Here is a 22,823-nt window from a genome sequence, read left to right as displayed (position 1 = left end):
AACATGGTCATGCTCTGCGGACACCACCACCGCACGCTTCACAACCAAAGATGGGACATCGCCATGCGTGACGGGCGGCCCGAGTTCATCCCACCACCCACAATGGACCCCAGACGAACACCCAGACCAGGCGACACAGCACAACCCACCAGGCACCGCGAACACCTCCGGGAGCTCATCCCCACACCACGGGACCCGGCGGGCGGGCCATGATGCCCAGGTGGGTGTGGTCGTGGTGAGGACGTCGGACGTAGGATGTTCGGGCAACGTCGGTGGTGCTTGATCGGTGGAGGGCTTGATGGCGGGTGGCGGCAGGTTGCTTCAGGACAAGGTCGTCGACCTGATCCTGGAGTCCGGGTTGCCGCCGGGTGCGCCGCTGCCGAGCGAGCCGCAGCTGATGGCGCAGTTCGGCGCTAGTCGCAACTCCATCCGGGAGACGCTGCGGGCGCTGCACACCCTCGGCATCGTGGACATCCGGCACGGGTACGGGACCTTCGTCGGCGAGGCGCCGGTGAGCGCGCTGCTTCCCGGGCTGCTGTTCCGCGCTCGGCAGTCCGCTCGGCAGGACGCCTCCACGCTGGCCGACTTCATCCAGCTGCGGCGGATCCTGGAAACCGCGCTGATCTCCGAGGTTCCTCGGCACGCCGACGACGAGCTGATCGGCGAGCTCGAGTCGTGCGTCGCCGAGATGCGCAGCGGGGACGTCGTCGAGGCCGACCGGCGTTTTCACCAGGCGCTTTACCGGCCGGTCGGCAACGAGATCGCGGTGCAGCTCATCGACCTGTTCTGGACCGTCTACCACCGCGTGGAAGCCGAGATCGATCCGCCCGAGGTGGTGCGCGACGAGATCGGCGACGAGCACCAGCGCATCGTCGACGCCATTCGCGCCGGTGATCGCGACGCGGCAGCCGAAGAAATGGCCAGGCACTTCTCCGACATAGAGCGGCGTTCGCGGCGCTTCGTCGACGAGCAGCAGTAGCCCGTCGTGCAGCAGCTCGACGACCTAGATCGCCGGATCGTGGCCGCCTTACAGGTCAACGGCCGGGCGAGTTGGACCGACATCGCGGGCGTGGTGGACACCTCGGTCACCACGGTGGCCCGCCGCGCGCGGCAGCTGGTGGCCGACGGGATCGTGCGGATCACCGCGCTGACCAGGCTGCAGCAAGGCGGCGACGGTGACCTGTTCCTGGTGCGGGTCTCCTGCGCTGCCGGTCAGCAGTTGGCGACGGCCGCTGCGCTCGCGGACCGTCCAGACGTCCGGTTCCTGGCGTTGCTCACCGGCGAACACGACCTGATCGTCGAGGTCCAGGTTCCGAACGGGGCCGGGCTGCACGCGCTGCTGGTGGAGGAGCTGCAGGGCATCCCGTGGGTGCGGGACAGTGTCGCGGACCTCGTGCTGCACACCTACAAGATCGGGCAGGACTGGAGCCGCCAGCTCATCGGCGGCGCCGGCGTGCTATCCGAACCGCGCACGCTGCACCTGTGCGAAGACTCGCACCTGGACGAACTCGACCGCCGGATCGTCGCACTGCTGCACGAGAACGGTCGCGCCGCTTTCCAGAGCTTGGCCAAGCAACTCGGCGTCAACGAGAGCACCGTGCGGCGGCGCTGCGAGGCGCTCTACCGCCGGGGCTGCGTGGAGACCGTGACGCTCGTGCCGGCCGCCGCGCTCGGGTACGAGGCCGAGGTCCTGCTGTTCGTGTCCGTCGAGCCCTCGAAGCTGGAAGCGGTCGCCGCGCGGCTTTCCGAGCATCGCGGCGTTCGGTTCGTCGCCGCTCTGCTGGGCCAGCACTCGCTGGTCTGCGAGGTGATCATGCCGACCACCGTCGACCTCTACCGCTTCGTCACCGGCACCCTCGGCCGCATCGACGGAGTCCGCAGCTGGCAGGCCAACGTGGAGGCGCTGACCGTCAAACGCGGCTTCGTCGTGGTGCCCTGGGCGCAGGCCGCGCTGGCGAAGGCCCGGAATACTGCTGCCGGCCCAACGGATTAGGCCGCCGATTCCGCTGATCAGGCCGTTACCGGCAAGTAATATCTGCCGGGATCATGACGATGGCCTGGAGGATCAATGACGATCAGCCGCCGACGCAGAATGCTGGTGCTGTGTTCCCTGACCGCCGCCGGGATGCTCGGCGTGACATCGGTGAGCACGGCCGAGCGCAGCCCCGAAGGCCCGGAACTGCACAGCTTCCCGCCCGCGATCGGGTTCTCCATGCTCAACCCGGACGTGGACGCCCCGGGCACCAACGACTGGTCCTGCCTGCCGACCTCGCTGCACCCGCGCCCAGTGGTGCTCGTGCACGGCACCTGGGAGAACCGGTACAACAACTTCGCCGAACTCGCGCCCGCGCTGAAACGGGACGGTTACTGCGTTTTCGGGCTCGACTACGGCGATTCCGACGACAACGGGGCCGGCCTGCACCCGGCCGTGAAGGGCACCGGCGACATCCGCCGCTCGGCGGCCGAGCTCGCCGAATTCGTCGACGAGGTGCTCGCCGCCACCGATTCGTCCCAAGTGGACATCGTGGGCCACTCGCAGGGCGGCGTCGTGCCCCGCCAGTACCTGAAGGCGGAGGGCGGCGCCGATCCGGACGACCCCGCGGAGAACAAGGTCCGCAACCTGGTCACGCTCGGGGCGACGCACCACGGCACCACGCTCAGCGGCATCGCGACGCTGGCCGACCACCTGCGGCTGCTGGGTTTCGGGCAGCTGATGCTGGGCGAGGCCGCGACGCAGCAGGCACGGGGCTCGGAGTTCATGGCCGAGCTCAACGCCGCCGGCGACACCGTGCCCGGCGTCGACTACCACGTGATCGCGACCCGCTACGACGAGGTCACCACGCCCTACGAGTCGACGTTCCTGGCCGCCGGGCCGGGCGCGACGGTCCGCAACATCACGTTGCAGGACGGCTGCGCGGTCGACGCCTCCGATCACCTGTCCATGACCTATTCGGGCCGGGCGATCGACTACGTCAAGCAGAGCCTCGACCCGACCGCGCCCGAGCCGCGGTGCGAGCCGAACCCGCCGGTCTTCTGATCCGTCCGCCTACGAGCCGCGAACCTCCTGCCACTCGACGGCGGAACCTTCCCCCGCGGGATCGGCGGGATCGCGCACCGGCGGAGTCAGGCGGGCGATGTGCTCATCGATCAGTTCGTCCAGCTCCGCCAGGCGGGCGCGCAGCGCCTCGGCGCGGCGGCGCGACGCGCCTGGCAGCTGCGCCGCCAAGTGGCCGTACTCCGCGAGCACGCTGGGCAGGTCGCTGCCGTCCTGCTGCCTGGGGATGTGGTCCATGCCTTGATGGTGCGGGCCGTGGCGGGATTCGTCGATTCGATCAGGCAGCGTCGATGCGTCGCCTTCGAGGCCGCTCAAGCCCGGATATGCTCGCTACGGGTTCACCCGGTGTGATGATTTTTTTGGAAGGTTGAGGTGTGGAAATGACCGACACGGCCGCGCTGGAGCGGGCCCGGGCGCTGCTCGCCGAGCACCCGGTGATCGACGGCCACAACGACTTGCCCTGGGCCCTGCGGGAGAACGTCGGCTACGACCTGGACCGCTGCGACATCTCCCAGGACCAGTCGGCGCGGCTGCACACCGACCTGGCTCGGCTGCGGGCCGGTGGCGTCGGTGGCCAGTTCTGGTCGGTGTACGTGAAGGCCGAGTACCAGGGCGACAAGGCGGTCAGCGCCACCATCGAGCAGATCGACTGCGTGCGCGCCCTCGCCGAGCGCTACCCGGAGCACCTGCGGCTCGCGAACACCGCCGACGAGCTGGTGGCCGCCCGCGCCGACGGCCGGATCGCCTCGCTGATGGGCGCCGAGGGCGGGCATTCCATCGCGTGCTCGCTGGCCACCCTGCGCGCGCTGTACGAACTGGGCGTCCGCTATCTCACGCTCACCCACAACGACAACGTGCCGTGGGCGGACTCGGCCACCGACGAACCGGCCGCGAACGGCCTGACGCGGTTCGGAGTCGAGGTGGTGCGCGAGATGAACCGGCTGGGCATGCTGGTCGACCTCTCGCACGTCGCCCCCGACACCATGCGGGACGCGCTGCGCGCCACCCGGTCCCCGGTGATCTTCTCGCACTCCTCGTCCCGGGCGGTCTGCGACCACCCGCGTAACATCCCCGACGACGTGCTTGCCGCGCTGCCTGCCAACGGCGGCGTCGCGATGGCGACCTTCGTGCCGAAGTTCGTGCTCCCGGCGGCGATCGAATGGAGCAAGCAGGCCGAGGCCGTCCTGGCGGAGCGGGGCTTACACCCGCTGGACACCACACCCGAGGCCTTAGACGCGCTGCGGGCCTACGAGGACGCCAACCCTCGGCCGGCCGCCACCACCGCGACCGTGGCCGATCACCTCGACCACATGCGCGAGGTGGCGGGCATCGACCACATCGGCATCGGTGGCGACTACGACGGCGTCGCCTTCACGCCGCAAGGCCTGGACGACGTCGCCAGCTACCCGAACCTGATCGCGGAGCTGCTGACCCGCGGCTGGTCCGAGGCCGATCTCGCCAAGCTCACCTGGCACAACGCCGTGCGCGTGCTCCGCGACGCGGAGGCCGTGGCCCGCGACCTCCAGCGCACCGAGCGCCCGTCGATCGCGACCATCGAGCAGCTGGACGGCGTCGAACGCATCCGTTAGACCGTTGGGGCGAGGCGGTGAGACATGTGTTGACCGGTTGTCTCGCCGGTCGATAGCTTCGGGACGTCGAACACCCGCCCGAGACGAGGTAACCGCGAATGAGGCGTTTCGACCGGCTGGAGCGGATTCTGGAGCTCGATCCCGACCGCGACTGCGAGGAGATCTACCGGCTGCTCGCCGAGTACGAGTTCCCCTGGGACATCACGAAGGCCCTGGAGTTCGCACTGTTCCGCACCTATGCGGTGCCCAGCATCGGCCGGTTGCTCGACCGCACCGGCGAGTTCACCCGGGCCGCGCAGAAGCGCTACGACGACACCGTGCTCATCCTGTTCGAGATCTTCCACTGGGGCACCGAGAGCGACCGCGGGCGGCAGGCTCTGGAACAGCTCAACGCCATCCACGGCCGGTTCAGGATCAGCAACGACGACTACGTCTACACCCTGTCGACGTTCGTCGTGACGCCGGTGCGCTGGATCGAGCAGTTCGGCTGGCGGAAGCTGCACCCGCGCGAGGTGCGGGCGCTGACCAACACGATGCGGCGGCTCGGCGAGGGCATGAACCTCTTCGGCATCCCGGAGACCTATGAGGAGTTCGAGCGGCTCTTCGACGACTACGAGCGCGAGCACTTCGCGTTCGACGCGGGCGGCCGCCGGGTCGCCGACGCGACGCTGGAGCTGTTCGGCGCCTGGTATCCGCAGCTGCTCTCGCCGGCCGTGGCGCGTGCGGCGCGGTTCCTGATGGAGCCGCACCTGCTGACTGCCTTCGGCTTCCCGCAGGTCGCGAACGTCGGCCGCAAGACCGCCGAGGCGGCGTTGAAGGCGCGCGCCGGGCTGGTGCGGATGGGCCCGGCCCGGCCGGATTCCCGCCCGGTGGCGCCGGATCCGCTGTCCTATCCGGACGGTTACGAGATCGCCGACCTCGGCCCGGACTCGTTCCACCGCTACCAGGCCAAACGCCAGACGAAGCAGGCCTGCCCGGTGGCCACATGACGCCCGACGCACTGGAAGGTGCGTTGCGGCGCCCGTTCTCGGAACCGGCCGGAGATCGGGTGCTGGACGCGGCGCGGGAGGCGTTCGAGGACGTCGGCATCCAGCGGACGACGATGCGCGACATCGCCCGCCGCGCCGGGCTCGGGCGCGCCACTGTGTACCGGCGCTACCCGGACCGGGACGCAGTCGTGGCGGCCGTGCTGATGCGGGAGGTGCGTGTCTTCCTCGCCTGGCTGGACGAGCAGATCGACCACATCGAGGATCCCGCCGAGCAGCTCGCGGAGTGCTTCGTCGCGGTCGTCACCGGGCTGCGCGGGCATCCGCTGCTGAACCGGCTGCTGACGCTCGAACCGGCGGCGGCGCTGCCGGCGTTGACCGTGGACTCCGGTGCCGTGCTGGCCGTCGCCCGCGGCTACCTCGCCGCGAAGCTGCGCGAGCACCAGCAGGCCGGTCGGCTGCGGAGCTTCGATCCCGAGCCCGCCGCGGAGGTGTTCGTGCGGCTGGCCCACTCGATGCTGCTCAGCCCGCCCGGCTGCATCCCGGCGGACGACGACGCGCGGTCCCGCGCCTTCGCCCGCGCCCACCTGGTTCCCGTGGTCACCGGCTAGAGCAGCTTGATGTCGTCGATGAGCCAGCGGTCGTCGACCTGCACGAGGGTCATCTGCATGCGGTTGCGGTCGATGCGCGGCTGCGGGGTGTTGACGTTGGTGATCTGCTGGTCGACGAACAGCGCCACCACGGCGCGCGCCTGATCCGACTCGACGATCCCGGCCGACAGCACCGAGCCCTGCGAGACCGCCCGGTTCTGCTTGATCAGCTCGGTCAGGCCGGCGCTGATCTGCCGGTACTGCTCGGCGAACTGGCCGTGCGAGTTCGCGGTGACCGCGGCGAAGTTCCGGTCCAGGCTGTTGAAGTCGTAAGTGGACAGATCCGTGGCGTAGGTCCGGGCCGCCTCCAACGCGCCGGCACGGGCCTGCGCGGCCGCGTGTTCCTGGCGCAGTTGCCAGCCGAGGTAGCCGACGGCACCCAGGACCACGACCACCAGCGCGAGCACGAGCAGCGGTTTGCGGCGCGGTCGCGGCTCTGCTTCCTGATCGGTGGCAGTGGCGATGGCGGTGTCGGTCATCAGCGAACTCCTTGCAGCGGAATCGAATACCAGGGACCCGGTCGCGGCGCGTTGGCCGCGCCGCGCTGGCCGAGGTTCGGCTGGTCGGCGGGGCAGTGCCAGTCGAGCCCGGCCTCGCGGGGCGTCACGTCGGTGGGCGAGCGGCGTTCCTGCGGCGTGGCGCAGATCGGGCCCTGGGTGCCGACCAGGTAGAAGTCCGCGGTGTCGCCGTGCACCACGCCGCCCAGCCCGGACAGCCCGGCGGGCAGCGAGATGATCAGCTGCTCCAGCGCCGGCGCGCGGACGGCGACGATCTGGCTGGTGGTCACCAGGTTGCCCAGCAGAGTGGTGGCCGCCGGGTCGCTGCGCGCGAACAGGTCCGCGAGCTGCCTGGTGGCGCCCGGCGCGGTGTCCAGGATTCGGTTGATTTCCGGTTCGTGGCCCCGGATCTGATCGCTCAGCGATCGCAGGCCCGTTGCCAGGTCGCGGATCCGCTCGCCCTGCGCGCCGTCGGGGCCGACGAGCGTCCGCGTGCCGTCGACCACGCTTTGCAGCTGCGGCTGCCGTTCCCGCAACGTCTTCAGCAGGGTCGCGGAGTCGTCCAGGATGCGGGTGAGTTCCGGGCCGGCGTCCTGCAGCCCGGTGGCGAGGGCGTCGGTGACCGTCGCGACGTCCTCCGGCCGCAGCTGCTCGCTGAGCTCGGTGAAGTGCACCAGCATGGTTTCCAGCGGCATCGGCCGCTCGGTCCGCTCTCGCTCGATGATCCTTCCGTCGCGCAGGAACGGGCCGGATTCGTCGGCCGGTTGCAGGTCGACGGTCTGCAGTGCGAGCGGCGTGGCCATGCTGACCACCGCCCTGGTGTCGGCCGGAACCCGCGCATCGGGATTCAGCGCCAGCAGCACCGAAACCCCGCCGCCGCCCGGGTCGAGCCGCACGTCGGAGACGGTTCCGATCACCACGCCCCGGTAGGTGACCTGGGAGGTCGGCGTGATCGACGCGCTGTCGGCCATCCGCATGGTGACCCGGATCGGTTCGCGCAGCGCCTGCGGCCCGGCCACGTTCGCGACCACGTAGTAGGTGCAGGCGATGCTGATCACCAGGAACAGCGCGAGTTGCGCCAGCGTCAGGCGGCGGTTCATCGGGCGCCTTCTCGCAGGATCGAGCCCACGCCGCCCTGGCCGGGCGGCGGCATCGGGGCGCCGGGGGCGAGCAGCTGCACGACGGTGCCCGGCACGTCGAGCGTGCCGTTGAACATCAGGTAGTCACCGGGCGTGGCCTGCTGGAACAACCCGTAGAACCGGCGCAGCGACTGCACCGTGGTGCCGATGCTGCCGTCCAGGGCCTGCAGATCCGCCAGCACCGGCCGGAACTGCTCGACCTGCCTGGTCAGGGACTCGTCGGTCTGCTCCAGCAGGGCAGCGGTGGCGTTGCTCAGCGACGCGGTGTCGTCCAGCAGCGCGGTGAACCGCTCGCGTTCGGCCAGCAGCGCGTCGATCGCGGGCCGGACTTGGGTCAGCGCCGCGTCCAGAACGGCCTGGTTCTCCGCCAGGTGCCGCGAGGTGGCGTGCACCGAATCGATCAGCCCGGTGAGCTCGTCGCGGTGCCGGTCCAGCGAGGTCAGGATGTGCTCCAGCCGGCCCAGCAGGTCCCGCGTCTGCTGTTCGCGGCCGTCGAGCGCGGTGTTGAGCTCGGTGACGATGGTCCGCGCCTGGTCCAGGCCGGAGCCGTTGAGCAGGGTGGCGACCGCGGCGAGCGCGTTCTCGACGTCCGGACCGCGGGAGGTCCGCTCGATCGGGATCACCGACCCGTCGCCGAGCGCCTCACCATCCGATGTGGACGGTGGTTGCAGGATGACGAACTCCTCGCCCAGCGGGGAGGCGAGCTCCAGGCGCGCGGTGGTGCCGGCGGGCAGCCGGACGTCCTGGTCGATGTCGAGCGCCACGACGGCGCGGAAGTCGTCGGCGCCGATGGCCGACACGCGACCCACTACGGCCTGCCCGAGCCGCACCGCGCCGCCCATCGGCAGCCGTCCGGCATCGGAGAACACCGCGGTGACCTGGTATCCGGAACCGCCGTTGCCGATCGGGAGGTTCTGCAGGCTCAGCCCGCACGAGCTGGTCAGGAGCACCGCGGCGAGCATCGCGGGCGCGCACCGGTTCATCGGCCACCTCCGAGCACCGCGCGCAGCGGTTCGATATCCGGCGGGAACGGAACCGGGTTGGTGATTCCCGCCCCGGTGCACAGCGGGAGCGGCAGCCGGCGGCACAGCTGCGCGGTGGTGTCGAACTGGCTGAGGTTGGCGGAGATGTTCAGCCGCAGCCGGAGGCGCTCGTCCTCGGTGGTCGCGCGGTCGAAGTTGTCCATCGCCAGCGGCATCGTGTCCAGCGTTTCGGCGAGCTCCTGCTGCCGGGCGGCCAGCGTCCCGGCGAGCTGGGCGAGTTGGCCGACGTCGCCGCCGAGCTGCTCGCCGTGCCTCCTCAGCAGGCCGTCGACGGCGACCAGCACGTTGGAGAGCTTTCCGATGGCGTCGCCGATCTCCTGTTGCTGCGCCTGGAAGTCCGCGCCCGCCTGCGCGGTCGAGGCGGCCAGCGAGTCCACTGTTCCCCGGTGCTGGACGAGAACCTGGACGAGCCGATCCAGGTTCTCCAGCAGCGCGCCGAGATCACCGCTGCCGCCGGCCAGGATCTCGCTTGCGCGCGCGACGTTGGTGATCGCATCGCGGATCTGCGGGCCCTGCCCGTCCAGTGCCGACGCGCTGCTGCGCAGCAACCGGTCGAGCACGCCGGGATCGCCGCCGGACGGGCCGACGGCGGCCAGCAGCGCGTCCAGCGACTTCGCCAGCTGGTCGAAGCGGATGGGGGAGTGGGTGCGCTGCACCGGGATCACCGCGCCGTCGGCCAGCCGAGGCCCGCCGGTGTAGGCGGGGCCGAGCTCGACGTAGCGGTCGCTGATGATCGCCGGGCTCATGATGTAGGCCTGCGCGTCGGCGGGCAGCGCGATGTCGGCGGGCATGCTCATCCGCACCCGCACCGTCGCGCCCTGTGGCTGCACCGATTCGACCCGGCCGACCTCGACGCCGAGGATCGCGACGCGGTTGCCGGGGAAGATGCCGTCCGCGAGGGCGAAATCGGCCGAGACTTCCAGATCGGGCCGGGGCGCCAGCACGCCGAACCAGCCGCCGGTGACGAGCGCGACCAGCACGACGCACGCGATCAGCGGTTTCCGGCTCATCTGCACCCCTTGTACAGCCCGGCGACGCACAGCACGTTGTCCGGGACCGGGCCCAGCGGCGCCGTGACCTCGCCCCACGGGCCGTTGCCGGTGGCGTTGGTGAGGTAGCGGCTGGCCGGGCCGAGGCGGCGCAGGCTCTCGTCGATGGCCTGGTCGTTGCGCGCCAGCGAGTCGGTCAGCGAGTGCAGGTCCGCCAGCAGCGGATCGAGGACGTCCCGGTTCTCGCGGAACAGCCGGTCCAACTGGTCGGTGATCGTGTGCACGTCGGTGATGAGCTGGCGGATCACGGTTCGGCGCTGCTGCAGCGTGTCGACGATCAGTTGCGCGTCGCCGAGCAACGCGACCAGCGTGTCCTGCTGCTCGACCAGCGTCGTGGTCAGCATTTGCGTGCCGCGCAGCAGTTCCTGCACCTGTGCGCCGCGTTCTCCGACGATCGCCGAGGCCGCCGCGATGCCGCCGAGCGCGTCGCTGAGCAGCCGCGGATCGTCCGGCGACACCTCGTCGAGGGTGTCGATCACGGCGCGCAACTGCGGGAGGTCCAGGCCTTCGGCGGTGGACTTCGCGGCCGACTGGAGCTCGTCGAGGCTGTAGGGCACCGAGGTGTGTGAGAGCGCGATGGTGTCGCCGGGCGAGAGCCGGCCGGGACCGGCGGAATCCACGCTCAGGTAACGGGTTCCGAGCACGGTGCGCAGTTTGATCGCGGCGCGGGTGTCGCGGCCCAGGGCGTGCGCGTCGTCGAGCCGGAACGAGACGCGCACCCGGTCCCCGGCCAGCGCCACCTCGGTCACCCGGCCCGCGGGCACCCCGGCGACCATGACCTGCGTGCCCACCGAGAGCCCGGCGGCGTTGCCGAACTCGGCGTGGTATTCGTTGGTGCGCAACAGGAACAGCACGCGCGGCACGGCCACCGAACCGGCCAGCAGGAGCAGCACCACGACCGCGCCGATCGCGCCGTTGACCAGCACCTTCCTCATCGGCACACCTCCGTGTGCGGGCCCGCGCCGAGCTCGACGGGATCACCGGCCACGTAGACGCTCAGGTTGCAGAGGTAGACGTTCGCCCACGACCCGTAGCTGGTGGCGCGGTTGAGGGTGCCGAGGAACGCGGGCATCTCCTGCACGGCGCCGTCGATCTGTGCTGGTTGCGCACCAGCATCGCGCTGATCTCCCGCACCGAACGCACATCGCGCGACAGGCCGGGCCCGAGGTCGCCGAGCAGCTCCGCCAGCGAGCCGGCCACCGCCGAACCGCTGTCGATGGCCGCCGCGATCTGCTCGCGGCTGGCGGCGGTTTCAGACGCCAGCCGGGCCAGCCCGTCGACGAGGCCGCGCAGCTCGTCGCGCCGCTGGTTCATGGTGCCCAGCACGGCGTTGAGGTTGTCGATGACCTCGCCGATCAGCTCGTCGCGGCCGACGAGCGTGGCGGTCAGCGAGACGATGCGCGACAGCAGCGCGTTGACGGTGGCACCTTCGCCCTGGAAGACCGCGACGATCTCGGCCGCCAGCTGGTTGACCTGCCCCGGCTCCAGGGCCTCGAACAGTGGCTTGAACCCGTTGAACAGCGCGGTGAGATCCAGCGCCGGGCGGGTGCGCTCGACCGGGATCGTCGCGCCGGCCGGCAGCGGCGGCCCGCCCTGGCCCGGGGTGAGCGAGAGCGCGCGGGCGCCGGTGAGGTCCGCGTAGCGGACGATGGCCAGGCCCGAGGCGGGAATCCGCTGTTCGGCGGCCACGTCGAAGGACACCTGCGCGAGCCCGTCGCGGGCGGTGACCTCGGCGACCTCGCCGACCCGCACACCGACGACGGTCACGGCGCTGCCCGGCTGCAGCCCGGTCACGTCGGTGAACACCGCGTGGTAGGTCACCGACGGCCCGGTCATCGGATCGGTCAGGGTGTTCACCACGACCACGCCCGAGAAAACCGACACGGTGACGAAAGCGGCGAGCCGGATCAGGGCGGAGCGAGCTGATTTCACGGCGTGACCACCTCCGATCCGCGCACCACCGGGCCCAGCAGCAGGCCCAGCACGTCGGGCGACGGCGACACCGCCGCGGGCGGGACGGGCAGCAGCGGCGCCAGCTGCCGCATCGCGTCGAGCTCCTGCGGACCGCCCACCGGCCCGATCGGCCCGCGGGCCTGATCCGCGCCGCAGTTCGGCCCGGCCAGCCCGGGGTAGCGAGGGCAGTCCGCGGGCGAGTACGGGTAGGGGCGGTCCAGGGTGCCGGACATGCGGATCTTCAAGAATCCGGTGGCGAAGGCGCGATTCGCGCCGTCGAGGAACGCGTCCAGGCCGCCGACTCCGTCGCGCACCGCGTCCGGATACCGGCCGACGACCTCGGCGATCGGGTCGGTGGCGCGCACGATGCGGATGATGCGCTGCGCGTTCTCGTCGACGAACCGCTGCGACCGGTCGGTGAACGCGAGCCCCGCGCCGAGCAGATCGCCGATCGCCTGCTTGCGCTGCACGATCGTGCCCGACAACGCGACCGCGTTGTCCAACGCCCGCACCGCATCCGGTGTCGCGGCGGCGATGTCCGCGCCGAGCGCGGAGATCGCGCCCACGTCTTCGCCGAGGGTGTCGAACGGCGGGCCGGCCGTCAGCTGCGCCGCGTCGTCGAGCACGCCGCCGAGCTGCTCGCCTCTGCCGCGCAGGGCGTCGGCGAGCGCCGCTAACGCGACCTGGAGCCGCGCCGGTTGCAGGGAGTCGACCAGCTCGTAGAGGCGGGTGTAGGCGTCGTAGAGCTGCATCGTCGGGCGGGACTCGTCCGCCGGGACCTCCGCACCGGCCGCCAGCACGGTGCCGTTGGGCGCCTCGGGGACGACGAGGTCCAGGTACTGGTCGCCGAAGACGGTGCGCGGCATCAGCCGCACCCGGACATCGCCCGGGATGGCGGGCAGTTCGTCGGGATCCAGCCGCAGCGTCAGCCGTGAACCGCTGATGCCGGGATCGACGCCGGCGAGCCGCCCCACCCGGACACCGCGGTACTGCACCGGGGTTTCCGGCCGGATCAGCCCGGCGGCAGCGGGCAGCACCGTCGTGACCTCCGGGTTCGACCGAAACAGCCCGGCGCCGCCGAGCACCGTCGCGGTCGCGGCGATGAATAGCGCGAGCAGCGCGACGAATCCGCGAACGGCCAGCGCGTTGCGGCGTCGCGTTGCTGATCGTCGCGGCCCTGCCACGGCTATATCCCCAGTGCCGGCAGCGTCGGGCGCAGTCCCCAGAACGCGATGCTCAGCAGCACGTCGGCGACGGTGATGGCGACGATGCTGGTGCGCAGCGCACGCCCGGCGGCCTTCCCGACGCCCTCCGGGCCGCCGGCGGCGTAGTAGCCGTACGCGCAGTGCACCAGCGTCACGACGATCGCGAACGCCACCGCTTTGAGCAGCGAGAACAGCACGTCCTCCGGCGTCAGGACGAGCCGGAAGTAGTAGTTGTAGGTGCCTTCGGAAACGCCGTTGATGGACACGACCGCGACCCCGGTGGCCAGGTAGGAGGCGAACAATCCCACCAAGTACAGCGGAATCACCGACAGGAACGCCGCCACCATCCGGGTGCTCACCAGGTACGGCAGCGACCGCACCGACATCGCCTCCAGCGCGTCGATCTCCTCGGCGATGCGCATCGCGCCGAGCTGCGCGGTGAACCCGGTGCCGACCTTCGCGGCGAGCGCGATGCTGGCCACCAGCGGGGCGATCTCACGGGTGTTCACCAGCGCCGCCGCCAGTCCGGTCATCGGCGACAGGCCGAGCAGGTCCAGACCGCGGTGCCCCTCCAGGCCCACCTGGGTGCTGGAGACGAACGACATCGCGAACACCACGCCGATGGTGCCGCCGCCGGCCAGCAGCGACGCCGAACCCAGGCTGATCTCGCCGACCAGCCGCGCCACGTCGCGCCGGTACCGCCTCAGCACGTGCGGAATCGCCGCGATCGCCCGGAGGTAGCAGGTGAAGTGCAGCCCCACCGCGGCGAGCATGTCCACAATGGAGCTCAGCCGGGGCGGCGCCATCAGTACTCCCCCTTGGCGGGGACGAGCACCGGGTACAGCTCGGTGATCACCGTGTTCGCGACGAACACCAGGATGAACGAGATCACCACGGCCTCGTTGACCGCCGTGCCGACGCCGCCCGGCCCGCCTTTGGCGGTCAGCCCCTTGAAGCAGGACACCAGCGCGGTGAGCACCGCGAACACGGCGGCCTTCAGCAGCGCGACGACGAAGTCCGGCACCCGGGAGAACTGCGTCAGCGTGCGCAGGAACGCGCCCGGCGCGTCGCCGAGCACCCACACCTGGAACAGGAACGTGGTGGCGATCCCGACGAGCAGCACGATGCATGCCAGCAGCGCGTTGACCACGGCCGCGGCCACTACGCGCGGCACCACCAGGCGCTCGATGACCGGCAGCGCCATGACCTCCAGGGCGTCGACCTCGTCGCGGATCTTGCGGGCACCCAGGTCGGCGCACATCGCCGAACCGCCGACGCCGGAGATCATCAGGGCGCAGATCAGCGGGGCGGCCTGGCCGACGATCACGAACGCCACCACCGCCCCGCCGTAGCCCTGCGCGCCGAGCTGCCCGGCCAGCGAACCGACGTTCAGCGCGACCACCACGCCCAGCGGGATGGTCACCAGCAGCGCGGGCAGCGTGGTGACGGCGGCCAGGAACCAGGCCTGCTGCAGGAATTCCGTCCAGCTGAACCTGGCCCGGCGCACCGACCGGAAGGCCGCCGCCGCGGTGCGCACGGCGAAGTCGAGCAGCAAGCCGGCCTGCAGCAGAGCGTCGCTGATCGGGCCTCGGACGGTGGGCAACCCCCGGTACATCCCGCGCTCCCTCCCCGTAGGGGGTGGTTCAGGACATTGAACGAGCGTGCGGCTTCGTCGTTACGCGTGCTGCCAGGCGGACTCGGAGAATGCGATCAACGCTCTTGGGTCGTCGCCCCGATGTCAATGCCCGCCACCCGATTGCCGGTAAGCGCCGAACCGCCCCGCGCGAGCATGATCGACGGTGGGCCCGATCCATAGTGTCCACTGTGGACTAAAATGACTCGATCGTGCCGGCGTCCGGCGATCTTGTGTCCTAAGTGGAATGATGTCGTCGAGCGTCGAACACCGTTACGAATCATGGAAAAACGGGTATCGCGTTGCTCGCCCTGCGGTGCCGCTGAGGTGCTCATACGATGCCGTTTGCGCCTCCTGCGTCGGCGGTTAGGGGGAGGGTCGATGGTCTTGTCGCTGCCTGATAGCGCGGTGACCGGCGGGGAATCCGAACACGCGGACGGGATGCCACGTTCGGGTGATTTTCCGCGCAGCGCCGCGGTGCTCGCCCGGATGCGGTCGGAGAACTTCCCGGTCGCCTCCCGGATCCTGCCGCGCGGGCTGCGGCGACACCTGCACGCGCTGTACGGCTTCTTCCGGCTGGTCGACTACGCCGGGGACGAGGCTCCGGGCAACCGCGTCGCGCTGCTCGACTTCCTCGAAGTCGATCTCAAGCGCGCCTACCACGCAACGGCCCGGATCCCGATGCTGCGTGCGCTGACGCCCACGGTTGCCGAGTGTGCCATCCCGTACGACGTGCTGGTCAAGTTGATCGACGCCAACCGGCAGGACCAGCGGGTGCGGCGCTACCGCACCTTCACCGACCTGCTCGACTACTGCGCGCTGTCCGCGAATCCGGTGGGCGAAGCGGTGCTGCACGTCTTCGGGCGCGCCGAGCCCGCGCTGATCACGTTGTCGGACCGGGTGTGCAGCGCGTTGCAGATCCTGGAGCACTGCCAGGACATCGCCGAGGACTACCGGCAGGACCGGGTGTACCTGCCGACCGAGGACATGCGGCGCTTCGGCTGCCAGGAACCGGATCTGGTCGCCGACCGCGCCTCGACTCGGCTGTGCGGGCTGATCAGGTACGAGGTGGACCGCGCGCGCCGGATGCTCGACGCGGGCGCGCCGCTGGTCGGCGAGCTGTCCGGGATGGCCCGGGTGGCGGTCGCCGGCTACGTCGCGGGCGGGCGCGCCACCGCGGCCGCCTTCGCCGGGGCGAAGCACGATCCGCTGCGCGTGGACGTGCGGCCGGGCCGGCGGCGCACCTTCGCCGAATGGGGGCGGTTGTACGTGTTGGGAGGCTCTTGGTGACCGATTGGGCCCGGATTCGGGACGCCTACCTGGAGTGCGAGCGGATCACCAGGGAACAGGCGCGCAACTTCTCCTACGGGATCCGGCTGCTGCCCGGCCCGAAGCGGCGGGCGCTGTCGGCGGTCTACGCTTTCGCCCGCCGCATCGACGACATCGGCGACGGCGACCTGCCGCGGGAGGAGAAGCTGCGGCGGCTCAAGCAGGCACGCAGGGCGGTCCACGCGGCGAGCATCGACGCCGCAGACCCGGTGCTGGTGGCGCTCGCCGACTCCGCCGCGCGCCTGCCGGTGCCGTTGGCGGCCTTCGACGAGCTCATCGACGGTTGCGAGGCCGACGTCCGCGGCGTGCGGTACGGCACCTTCGAGGAGCTGCTGCACTACTGCCGGTGCGTGGCGGGCTCGATCGGGCGGATGTCGCTGGGCGTGTTCGGCACCATCGACCCAGCCACCGCCGAGGCGCGCGCGGACGCGCTCGGCGTCGCGCTGCAACTGACCAACATCCTGCGCGACGTTCGCGAGGACCAGCTGTCCGGCCGGGTCTACCTGCCCGCCGACGACCTGGCGCGGTTCGGCGTCCGGCTGGAGTCGGGCAACGGCGCCGTCGAGGACCCGCAGCGGTGGGACGGGCTGATCCGCTTCCAGGCCGCCCGCGCCGAGCAGTGGTACGCCGAAGGGCTCCGGCTGCTGCCCATGCTCGATCGGCGCAGCCGGGCGTGCTGCGCGTCGATGGCCGGCATCTACCACGAACTGCTCGCGCGCATCGCCGCCGACCCGCGCGCCGCGCTGGAGCACCGGACCTCGCTGTCCGGCTGGCGGAAGGCGGGCGTCGCGGCGCGGTCGCTGGCGGGGATGGCGCCGTGAACCGGGGGCGAGTGGTGGTGGTCGGCGGCGGTCTGGCCGGTGTGACGGCGGCGCTGCGCTGCGCCGAACAGGGCTTCGAGGTCGAACTGCTGGAGGCGCGGTCGCGGCTGGGCGGCGCGACCTACTCCTTCGCGCGCGGCGAACTCGTGGTCGACACCGGGCAGCATGTGTTCCTGCGCTGCTACACGGCCTATCTCGGCCTGCTGCGGCGGCTCGGCGTGGCCGACTCGATCAGCATGCAACCCCGGTTCCGCGTCCCGGTCCTGAGCCCCATTGGCCGCGCTTCGGTGCTGCGCCGCTGGGACCTCCCGGCCCCGGCGCACCTGGCGCCGTCGCTGCTGGGATACCGGATGCTGACGGCGGCGGAACGCGCGCGGGTGGCGCGAACCGCGCTGGCGCTGCGGCGGCTCGACCCGGGCGATCCCGCGCTGGACGACATCAGCCTCGGGCAGTGGTTGCGGCAGCGCGGCGAGTCCCCGCGCGCCGTCGATGCGCTGTGGGGGCTGCTGGCGGTGGCGGCGCTCAACGCCGAGCCCGAAGACGCGTCGATGGCCTTGGCGACGAAGGTCTTCCGCACCGGCGTGCTGGATTCCACCGACAGCGCCGACATCGCGATTCCGCAAGTGCCGCTTGGGCAATTGCACGGCGAGGCAGCGCATCGCGCGCTGCTGGCGGCGGGCGTCGAAGTCCGGGTCCGCTGCAAGGCGCGGGCGATCCACCGCTCGGGCACGGGATTCCGGGTCCCGGTGCGGGAGAACACCGGTGACTCGGTGCTGACCGCGGACTCGGTCGTCGTCGCCGTGCCGCACCGCGCGGCGGCGCCGCTCGTGGCGGACCTGCCGGTGCCGGGCGTGGCGGCGTGGGAGCGGTTGTCGGCGGCGCCGATCGTCAACGTGCACGTGCTCTACGACCGGCGCGTCACCGGGCTGGAGATGGCCGCGGTGCTGGATTCGCCGCTGCAGTGGGTCTTTGACCGGACGGCCATCTCGGGCGCGCCGCGCGGGCAGTACCTGGCCATCTCGTTGTCCGCCGCGCAGGAGCACATCCACGCCCGCACGGATGACCTCCACGACCTGTTCGTCCCCGCGCTGCGGCAGGTCTTCCCGCGCGCCCGCGACGCGCGGGTCCTCGACTTCTTCATCACCCGCGAACCCAGCGCGACCTTCCGGCAGGCGCCCGGCACCGCCGCGATCCGGCCGCCGGCCCGCACGCCGGTGCCCGGCCTGGTGCTCGCCGGTGCGTGGACGGCCACCGGGTGGCCCGACACGACGGAGGGAGCGGTGCGCAGCGGCGCGCGCGCCGCCGAGGTAGTGGATCTGGACCAGCGATCGCAACGCGGCGTGGAGGTGACCGCATGACGACCGTCCTGCCACCAGCCCTGTACACGGCCAGGGCAGCGGTGGATCCGGCGCTGCGCGGCGCGGTGGGCCGGCTCGACCCGGACACCCGCCGGGTGTGCGAGTACCACTTCGGTTGGAGCGATGCCGACGGCTCCCCGGACGGCGGTGGTGGCAAAGCCCTGCGACCGGCGATGGTGCTGCTGTCCGCGCACAGCGTCGCTGCGGAGGATCCGGTCGCGGCGGCGGCCGCGGTGGAGCTCGTGCACAACTTCTCCCTGCTGCACGACGACGTGATGGACGGCGACACCTCCCGCCGCCACCGGCCGACCGCCTGGACCGTCTTCGGGAAGCCGGCGGCGCTGCTGGCCGGCGACGCGCTCCTCACGCTGTCCACCGAGATCCTGCTGGAGTCTCCGTCGCGGCATGCGGCGGCAGCGGCCCGGTCGCTGTCCGCCGCGACCCGCGTCCTGATCGCCGGCCAGGCCGCTGACCTGGACTTCGAGCGCCGTGCAGTGGTGGGGCTCGACGAATGCCTGCGGATGGCGCACGACAAGACGGCCGCGCTGCTCGCCTGTGCGTCCTCCATCGGCGCGCTTTTCGTTGGCGCGCCTCGGGAAACCGTGGCCCGGCTGCATGCCTTCGGCACCGAGCTCGGGATGGCCTTCCAACTCGTCGACGACCTCCTCGGCCTGTGGGGAGACCCCGAGGTCACCGGCAAGCCGGTGCTGTCCGACCTGCGCACCCGCAAGAAGTCGGTGCCGGTCGTGCACGCGCTGAGCTCCGGGACCGCGGCCGGTGACCGCCTGCAGCGGCTGTACGCGCAGGCCGAACCGCTCACCGAGGACCAGCTGCATGAGGCCGCCGAAATGGTGCAGCGGGCCGGTTCGGCGGAGTGGACCCGCCAGGAGTGCGAGCGGCGGCTGGCCGCCGCCTACGAGCGGCTGCCCGGCGGGCAGCGCAACGCGACCGAATCCCTGACCGAGCTGGCCGAATTCATCGTGCGGAGGAAGCTTTGACCGATCAGTTGCAGCAGGCCGCCCGCGCGGTTCCCGCCGCGGAGGTCGACGCCCGGACCGCGATGGCCGCCGCCCGCGACCACCTGCTTTCGCTGCAGCACCCCGACGGCTGGTGGAAGGGCGAGCTGGAGACCAACGTGACGATGGACGTCGAGGACCTGCTGCTGCGGCAGTTCCTCGGCATCCGCACCGCCGGCGAGACAGAGCAGGCCGCCCGCTGGATCCGCTCGCAGCAGCGCCCGGACGGCACCTGGGCGAACTTCTACGGCGGCCCCGGCGACCTGTCCACCACGGTGGAGGCCTACACCGCCCTCAAACTCGCCGGTGACGACGTGGCCGCCGACCACATGGTGGCGGCGCGCGGCTGGATCCTGTCGCGGGGCGGGCTGGAAGCGACCCGGGTGTTCACCCGGATCTGGCTGGCGCTGTTCGGCGAATGGTCCTGGGACGAACTGCCCGAGATGCCGCCGGAACTCGTGCTGCTGCCCAAGTGGTTCCCGCTGAACGTGGCGGACTGGGGATGCTGGGCGCGGCAGACCGTGGTCCCGCTGACCGTGGTGTGCGCGCTGCGGCCACGCCGGGATCTCGGTATCACCGTTCGCGAACTGCGCACCGGCCGGCCCGCCGAACGGGTCCGTCCACAGTGGTCTTGGAAGTACGCTTTCCACTCCCTGGACCGGATTCTGCACCGCTACCGCCGGAGGCCGGTCAAGGCGCTGCGCAAGCACGCGATGCTGCGCGCGGCGGAGTGGATCGTGGCCCGGCAGGAGGCCGACGGTTCCTGGGGCGGCATCCAGCCGCCGTGGGTGTACTCGCTGCTGGCGCTGCACCTGCTCGGCTACCCGCTGGACCACCCGGTGCTGCGGCACGGCTTGGCCGGGCTGGACGGTTTCCTGGTCCGCGAGCAGACCCCGGCCGGTCCGGTTCGGCGGCTCGAGGCGTGCCAGTCCCCGGTGTGGGACACCGTGCTCGGCATGCAGGCCCTGCACGACGCGGGAGTGCCCGGCGACCATCCGTCGATGCGCCGGGCGACGGACTTCCTGCTGGCCGAGGAGATCCGGGTCAAGGGCGACTGGTCGGTGCGCCGCCCGGACCTGCCGCCCGGCGGCGGCTGGGCGTTCGAGTTCGACAACGACGGCTACCCGGACATCGACGACACCGCCGAAGTGCTGCTCGCGCTGAACCGGGTCGACCACCCGGACCGGGCGGCGGTTCGCGGCGCGATGCAGCGCGGCGTCCGCTGGTTGCGCGGCATGCAGTCCGCCGACGGCGGCTGGGGCGCCTTCGACGCCGACAACACCCGCGAGCTGGTGCGCAAGCTGCCGTTCTGCGACTTCGGCGAGGTCATCGACCCGCCGTCGGCCGACGTGACGGCGCACGTGGTGGAGGCGCTTGCCGTGCTGGGCCACGACGACGACGTGCTGCGGCGGGGCGTGCGGTGGCTGCTGGACAACCAGGAGTCGGACGGCTCCTGGTTCGGGCGCTGGGGCGCCAACCACGTCTACGGCACCGGCGCTGTGGTTCCGGCGCTGGTGCGGGCCGGGCTCGAACTCGGCGACCGGGCGCTGCGGCGGGCGGTGCGATGGCTGGAAGACCACCAGAACGCCGACGGCGGCTGGGGCGAGGACCTGCGCTCCTACGACGATCCGGCGTGGATCGGCCGGGGCGATTCCACGGCGTCGCAGACCGGGTGGGCGCTGCTGGCGCTGCTGGCGGTGGGGCGGCACGACACCGATGCGGTGCACCGCGGCGTGCAGTACCTCGCGCGCACCCAGCGCGTGGACGGCGGCTGGGACGAGCCGCAGTTCACCGGCACCGGGTTCCCCGGCGACTTCTACATCAACTACCACCTGTACCGGGTGATCTTCCCGCTCACCGCGCTCGGGCGGTACCAGTGCGCCGGGGGTTGAGATGCGGCTGCTGATCTGCGCTCCACTGGGCCTCGAAGCCCAGGCCCTGCGGGCGGCCCTGGGCCGGGATGCCGTGCGCCGCACGGGTTCCGGCCCGCGCCGCAGCGCCCGCAGCGTCGCCGCTCTCGCCCGGGCGGACTTCGACGTGCTGGTCATCGCCGGGCTGGCCGGCGGTGTCGCCGCCGAGGTCAGCAGCGGCGACGTGATCGTGGCCGACGAGGTCCGTGGGAAGCGCGGCACTGTGCGCTGCCCGGCGGCGGCGTCGTTGACGGCGGAGCTGCGCCGCGTCGGATTCCCGGTGCACTGCGGCCCGATCGCAACGGTCGACCACGTGGTGCACGGTGCCCGGCGAGGTGAGCTGGCCCGCACCGGGGCGCTCGCCGTCGACATGGAGTCCGCGGTGCTCGCCCAAGCCGCCGGCGGGCGCCCGCTCGGCGTCGTGCGGGTCGTGGTCGACACCGCGCGGCAGCCGCTGCTCCGGCCCGGCACGCCGAGCCGGGCGTTGGCCGCGCTCGCCTGGTTGCACGCCGTCGGCTCGTGCCTGCCGCGATGGGGCCGCACCGTCCTGCCGGAGATCCGATCCGCCGCACCCGAGGAGGTGTCCTGATGGGCATTCCGATGCGCCAGGCGATCCGCGTCGGCGCCTACCTGGTGAAGCAGAAGCTCGCGCGCCGCGAGAAGTTCGCCCTGACCCTGGAGCTGGAACCGCTGTTCGCGTGCAACCTGGCCTGCGCGGGCTGCGGCAAGATCCAGCATCCGGCGAGCATGCTCAAGCAGCGGATGCCGGTCGAGCAGGCCATCGCGGCGGTCGAGGAGTGCGGCGCTCCGGTGGTGTCCATCGCCGGCGGCGAGCCGTTGATGCACCCCGAGATCGAGGTGATCGTCGACGAGCTGGTCAAGCGCAAGAAGTTCGTCTACCTGTGCACCAACGCGCTGCTGCTGCCCCGCAAGATCGACAAGTTCCGGCCGTCGCCGTACTTCGCGTGGGCCGTGCACATCGACGGCCTGGAGGAGCGGCACGACGCTTCGGTGTGCAAGCAGGGCGTGTTCGCGCAGGCGGTGGACAACGTCAAGGAGGTCCAGCGGCGCGGGTTCCGGGTGACCACCAACTCGACGTTCTTCACCTCCGACACCCCGCAGTCGGTGATCGAGGTGCTGGAGTACCTCAACAACGACCTCCGGGTCGACCAGATGATGCTGTCGCCCGCCTACGCCTACGACAAGGCGCCCGACCAGGAGCACTTCCTCGGCGTCACCGAGACCCGCGAGCTGTTCCGGAAGGTCTTCGCCGACGGGCGGCGCCGGAAGTGGCGGTTCAACCACTCGCCGCTGTTCCTGGACTTCCTGGAGGGAAAGGCCGACTTCCAGTGCACGGCCTGGGCCATCCCGTCGTACTCGCTGTACGGCTGGCAGCGGCCGTGCTACCTGATGAACGACGGCTACGCGGCCACCTACCGGGAACTGCTGGCCGACACCGACTGGTCCGCGTACGGGCGCGGCCGCGACCCGCGGTGCGCCAACTGCATGGCGCACTGCGGCTACGAACCGACCGCCGTGCTGGCGACGATGGGCTCGTTGCGCGAGTCGATCCGCGCCTTGCGCGGGTGA

General features: G+C 71.4%; 23 protein-coding genes. 13 read left to right on the top strand and 10 right to left on the bottom strand.

Annotated elements, in window-relative coordinates; genetic code table 11:
- The first annotated feature begins 298 nt into the window (after positions 1–298).
- From AB0I53_RS24290 to AB0I53_RS24280, 3 genes are all read left to right on the top strand, one after another.
- Positions 299–979 carry a FadR/GntR family transcriptional regulator gene (locus AB0I53_RS24290; RefSeq protein ID WP_358607085.1) on the top strand — a complete coding sequence of 227 codons (681 nt, stop codon included), beginning with the start codon at positions 299–301 and terminating at the stop codon, positions 977–979.
- Positions 980–985: 6 nt separating this feature from the next.
- Positions 986–1,993, top strand: a complete 1,008-nt coding sequence (locus tag AB0I53_RS24285; protein WP_358607082.1) for an Lrp/AsnC family transcriptional regulator — start codon at positions 986–988, stop codon at positions 1,991–1,993.
- Between the two features lie 75 nt (positions 1,994–2,068).
- Positions 2,069–3,037, top strand: coding sequence for an alpha/beta fold hydrolase (locus AB0I53_RS24280; RefSeq protein ID WP_358607079.1), 969 nt, complete (start codon positions 2,069–2,071; stop codon positions 3,035–3,037).
- A gap of 9 nt (positions 3,038–3,046) precedes the next feature.
- Here AB0I53_RS24280 and AB0I53_RS24275 read toward each other — a convergent pair whose 3' ends face one another.
- The gene (locus AB0I53_RS24275; RefSeq protein WP_358607076.1) at positions 3,047–3,370 is read right to left on the bottom strand and encodes a hypothetical protein; all 324 of its coding nucleotides are present in this window, start codon (positions 3,368–3,370) and stop codon (positions 3,047–3,049) included.
- A gap of 65 nt (positions 3,371–3,435) precedes the next feature.
- Here AB0I53_RS24275 and AB0I53_RS24270 point away from each other — a divergent pair, with 65 nt between their 5' ends.
- From AB0I53_RS24270 to AB0I53_RS24260, 3 genes are all read left to right on the top strand, one after another.
- On the top strand, positions 3,436–4,644 hold the full coding sequence (locus AB0I53_RS24270; RefSeq protein ID WP_358607073.1) for a dipeptidase: 1,209 nt from the start codon (positions 3,436–3,438) through the stop codon (positions 4,642–4,644).
- A 98-nt stretch (positions 4,645–4,742) separates the two neighbouring features.
- Positions 4,743–5,633, top strand: a complete 891-nt coding sequence (locus tag AB0I53_RS24265; RefSeq protein ID WP_358607070.1) for an oxygenase MpaB family protein — start codon at positions 4,743–4,745, stop codon at positions 5,631–5,633.
- Positions 5,630–6,241: a TetR/AcrR family transcriptional regulator gene (locus AB0I53_RS24260; protein WP_358607067.1), complete on the top strand. Its 612-nt coding sequence runs from the start codon at positions 5,630–5,632 to the stop codon at positions 6,239–6,241. Before AB0I53_RS24265 ends, AB0I53_RS24260 begins: the two co-directional genes overlap by 4 nt.
- On the opposite strand, the gene AB0I53_RS24255 is transcribed toward AB0I53_RS24260, so the two are convergent.
- The 9 genes from AB0I53_RS24255 to AB0I53_RS24215 form a co-directional block, all read right to left on the bottom strand.
- Positions 6,238–6,759, bottom strand: a complete 522-nt coding sequence (locus tag AB0I53_RS24255) for a hypothetical protein (RefSeq protein ID WP_358607064.1) — start codon at positions 6,757–6,759, stop codon at positions 6,238–6,240. The two genes, AB0I53_RS24260 and AB0I53_RS24255, sit on opposite strands and share 4 nt — an antisense overlap.
- Positions 6,759–7,877, bottom strand: a complete 1,119-nt coding sequence (locus tag AB0I53_RS24250; RefSeq protein ID WP_358607061.1) for an MlaD family protein — start codon at positions 7,875–7,877, stop codon at positions 6,759–6,761. The genes AB0I53_RS24255 and AB0I53_RS24250 overlap by 1 nt, the downstream gene beginning before the upstream one ends.
- Positions 7,874–8,899: an MCE family protein gene (locus AB0I53_RS24245; protein ID WP_358607058.1), complete on the bottom strand. Its 1,026-nt coding sequence runs from the start codon at positions 8,897–8,899 to the stop codon at positions 7,874–7,876. Before AB0I53_RS24245 ends, AB0I53_RS24250 begins: the two co-directional genes overlap by 4 nt.
- Complete coding sequence (locus AB0I53_RS24240; protein WP_358607055.1) at positions 8,896–9,969, bottom strand: MCE family protein; 1,074 nt, start codon at positions 9,967–9,969, stop codon at positions 8,896–8,898. Before AB0I53_RS24240 ends, AB0I53_RS24245 begins: the two co-directional genes overlap by 4 nt.
- Positions 9,966–10,943 carry an MCE family protein gene (locus AB0I53_RS24235; RefSeq protein WP_358607052.1) on the bottom strand — a complete coding sequence of 326 codons (978 nt, stop codon included), beginning with the start codon at positions 10,941–10,943 and terminating at the stop codon, positions 9,966–9,968. Before AB0I53_RS24235 ends, AB0I53_RS24240 begins: the two co-directional genes overlap by 4 nt.
- Positions 10,944–11,004: 61 nt before the next feature.
- Positions 11,005–11,940: an MCE family protein gene (locus tag AB0I53_RS24230; protein WP_358607049.1), complete on the bottom strand. Its 936-nt coding sequence runs from the start codon at positions 11,938–11,940 to the stop codon at positions 11,005–11,007.
- Positions 11,937–13,145: an MCE family protein gene (locus tag AB0I53_RS24225; protein ID WP_358607046.1), complete on the bottom strand. Its 1,209-nt coding sequence runs from the start codon at positions 13,143–13,145 to the stop codon at positions 11,937–11,939. Before AB0I53_RS24225 ends, AB0I53_RS24230 begins: the two co-directional genes overlap by 4 nt.
- A gap of 2 nt (positions 13,146–13,147) precedes the next feature.
- Entirely contained in the window at positions 13,148–13,939 is a 792-nt protein-coding gene (locus AB0I53_RS24220) for an ABC transporter permease (protein WP_358607096.1), read from the bottom strand.
- Between the two features lie 32 nt (positions 13,940–13,971).
- Positions 13,972–14,781, bottom strand: coding sequence for an ABC transporter permease (locus tag AB0I53_RS24215; protein WP_358607043.1), 810 nt, complete (start codon positions 14,779–14,781; stop codon positions 13,972–13,974).
- 399 nt (positions 14,782–15,180) lie between these two features.
- Here AB0I53_RS24215 and hpnC point away from each other — a divergent pair, with 399 nt between their 5' ends.
- Genes hpnC through hpnH form a run of 7 tightly spaced genes read left to right on the top strand, consistent with a single transcriptional unit; the run spans position 15,181 to position 22,823 of the window.
- Positions 15,181–16,089 carry a squalene synthase HpnC gene (gene hpnC, locus AB0I53_RS24210; RefSeq protein ID WP_358607040.1) on the top strand — a complete coding sequence of 303 codons (909 nt, stop codon included), beginning with the start codon at positions 15,181–15,183 and terminating at the stop codon, positions 16,087–16,089.
- A complete protein-coding gene (gene hpnD, locus AB0I53_RS24205) occupies positions 16,086–16,949 on the top strand; it encodes a presqualene diphosphate synthase HpnD (protein WP_358607037.1) in 864 nt (287 codons plus the stop codon). The genes hpnC and hpnD overlap by 4 nt, the downstream gene beginning before the upstream one ends.
- The gene (gene hpnE / locus AB0I53_RS24200; protein WP_358607034.1) at positions 16,946–18,307 is read left to right on the top strand and encodes a hydroxysqualene dehydroxylase HpnE; all 1,362 of its coding nucleotides are present in this window, start codon (positions 16,946–16,948) and stop codon (positions 18,305–18,307) included. Before hpnD ends, hpnE begins: the two co-directional genes overlap by 4 nt.
- Positions 18,304–19,305 carry a polyprenyl synthetase family protein gene (locus tag AB0I53_RS24195; RefSeq protein ID WP_358607031.1) on the top strand — a complete coding sequence of 334 codons (1,002 nt, stop codon included), beginning with the start codon at positions 18,304–18,306 and terminating at the stop codon, positions 19,303–19,305. Before hpnE ends, AB0I53_RS24195 begins: the two co-directional genes overlap by 4 nt.
- Before the next feature lie 8 nt (positions 19,306–19,313).
- A complete protein-coding gene (gene shc / locus AB0I53_RS24190) occupies positions 19,314–21,215 on the top strand; it encodes a squalene--hopene cyclase (RefSeq protein WP_358607094.1) in 1,902 nt (633 codons plus the stop codon).
- A gap of 1 nt (position 21,216) precedes the next feature.
- The gene (locus AB0I53_RS24185; RefSeq protein WP_358607028.1) at positions 21,217–21,822 is read left to right on the top strand and encodes a hypothetical protein; all 606 of its coding nucleotides are present in this window, start codon (positions 21,217–21,219) and stop codon (positions 21,820–21,822) included.
- Positions 21,822–22,823, top strand: a complete 1,002-nt coding sequence (hpnH, locus tag AB0I53_RS24180) for an adenosyl-hopene transferase HpnH (RefSeq protein ID WP_358607025.1) — start codon at positions 21,822–21,824, stop codon at positions 22,821–22,823. The genes AB0I53_RS24185 and hpnH overlap by 1 nt, the downstream gene beginning before the upstream one ends.

The organism is Saccharopolyspora sp. NPDC050389 (assembly GCF_040655595.1).
Taxonomy (GTDB): Bacteria; Actinomycetota; Actinomycetes; order Mycobacteriales; family Pseudonocardiaceae; genus Saccharopolyspora.
The sequence above is the reverse complement of the archived record's forward strand: the minus strand, read 5'-3'. Positions and strand labels throughout refer to the sequence as shown.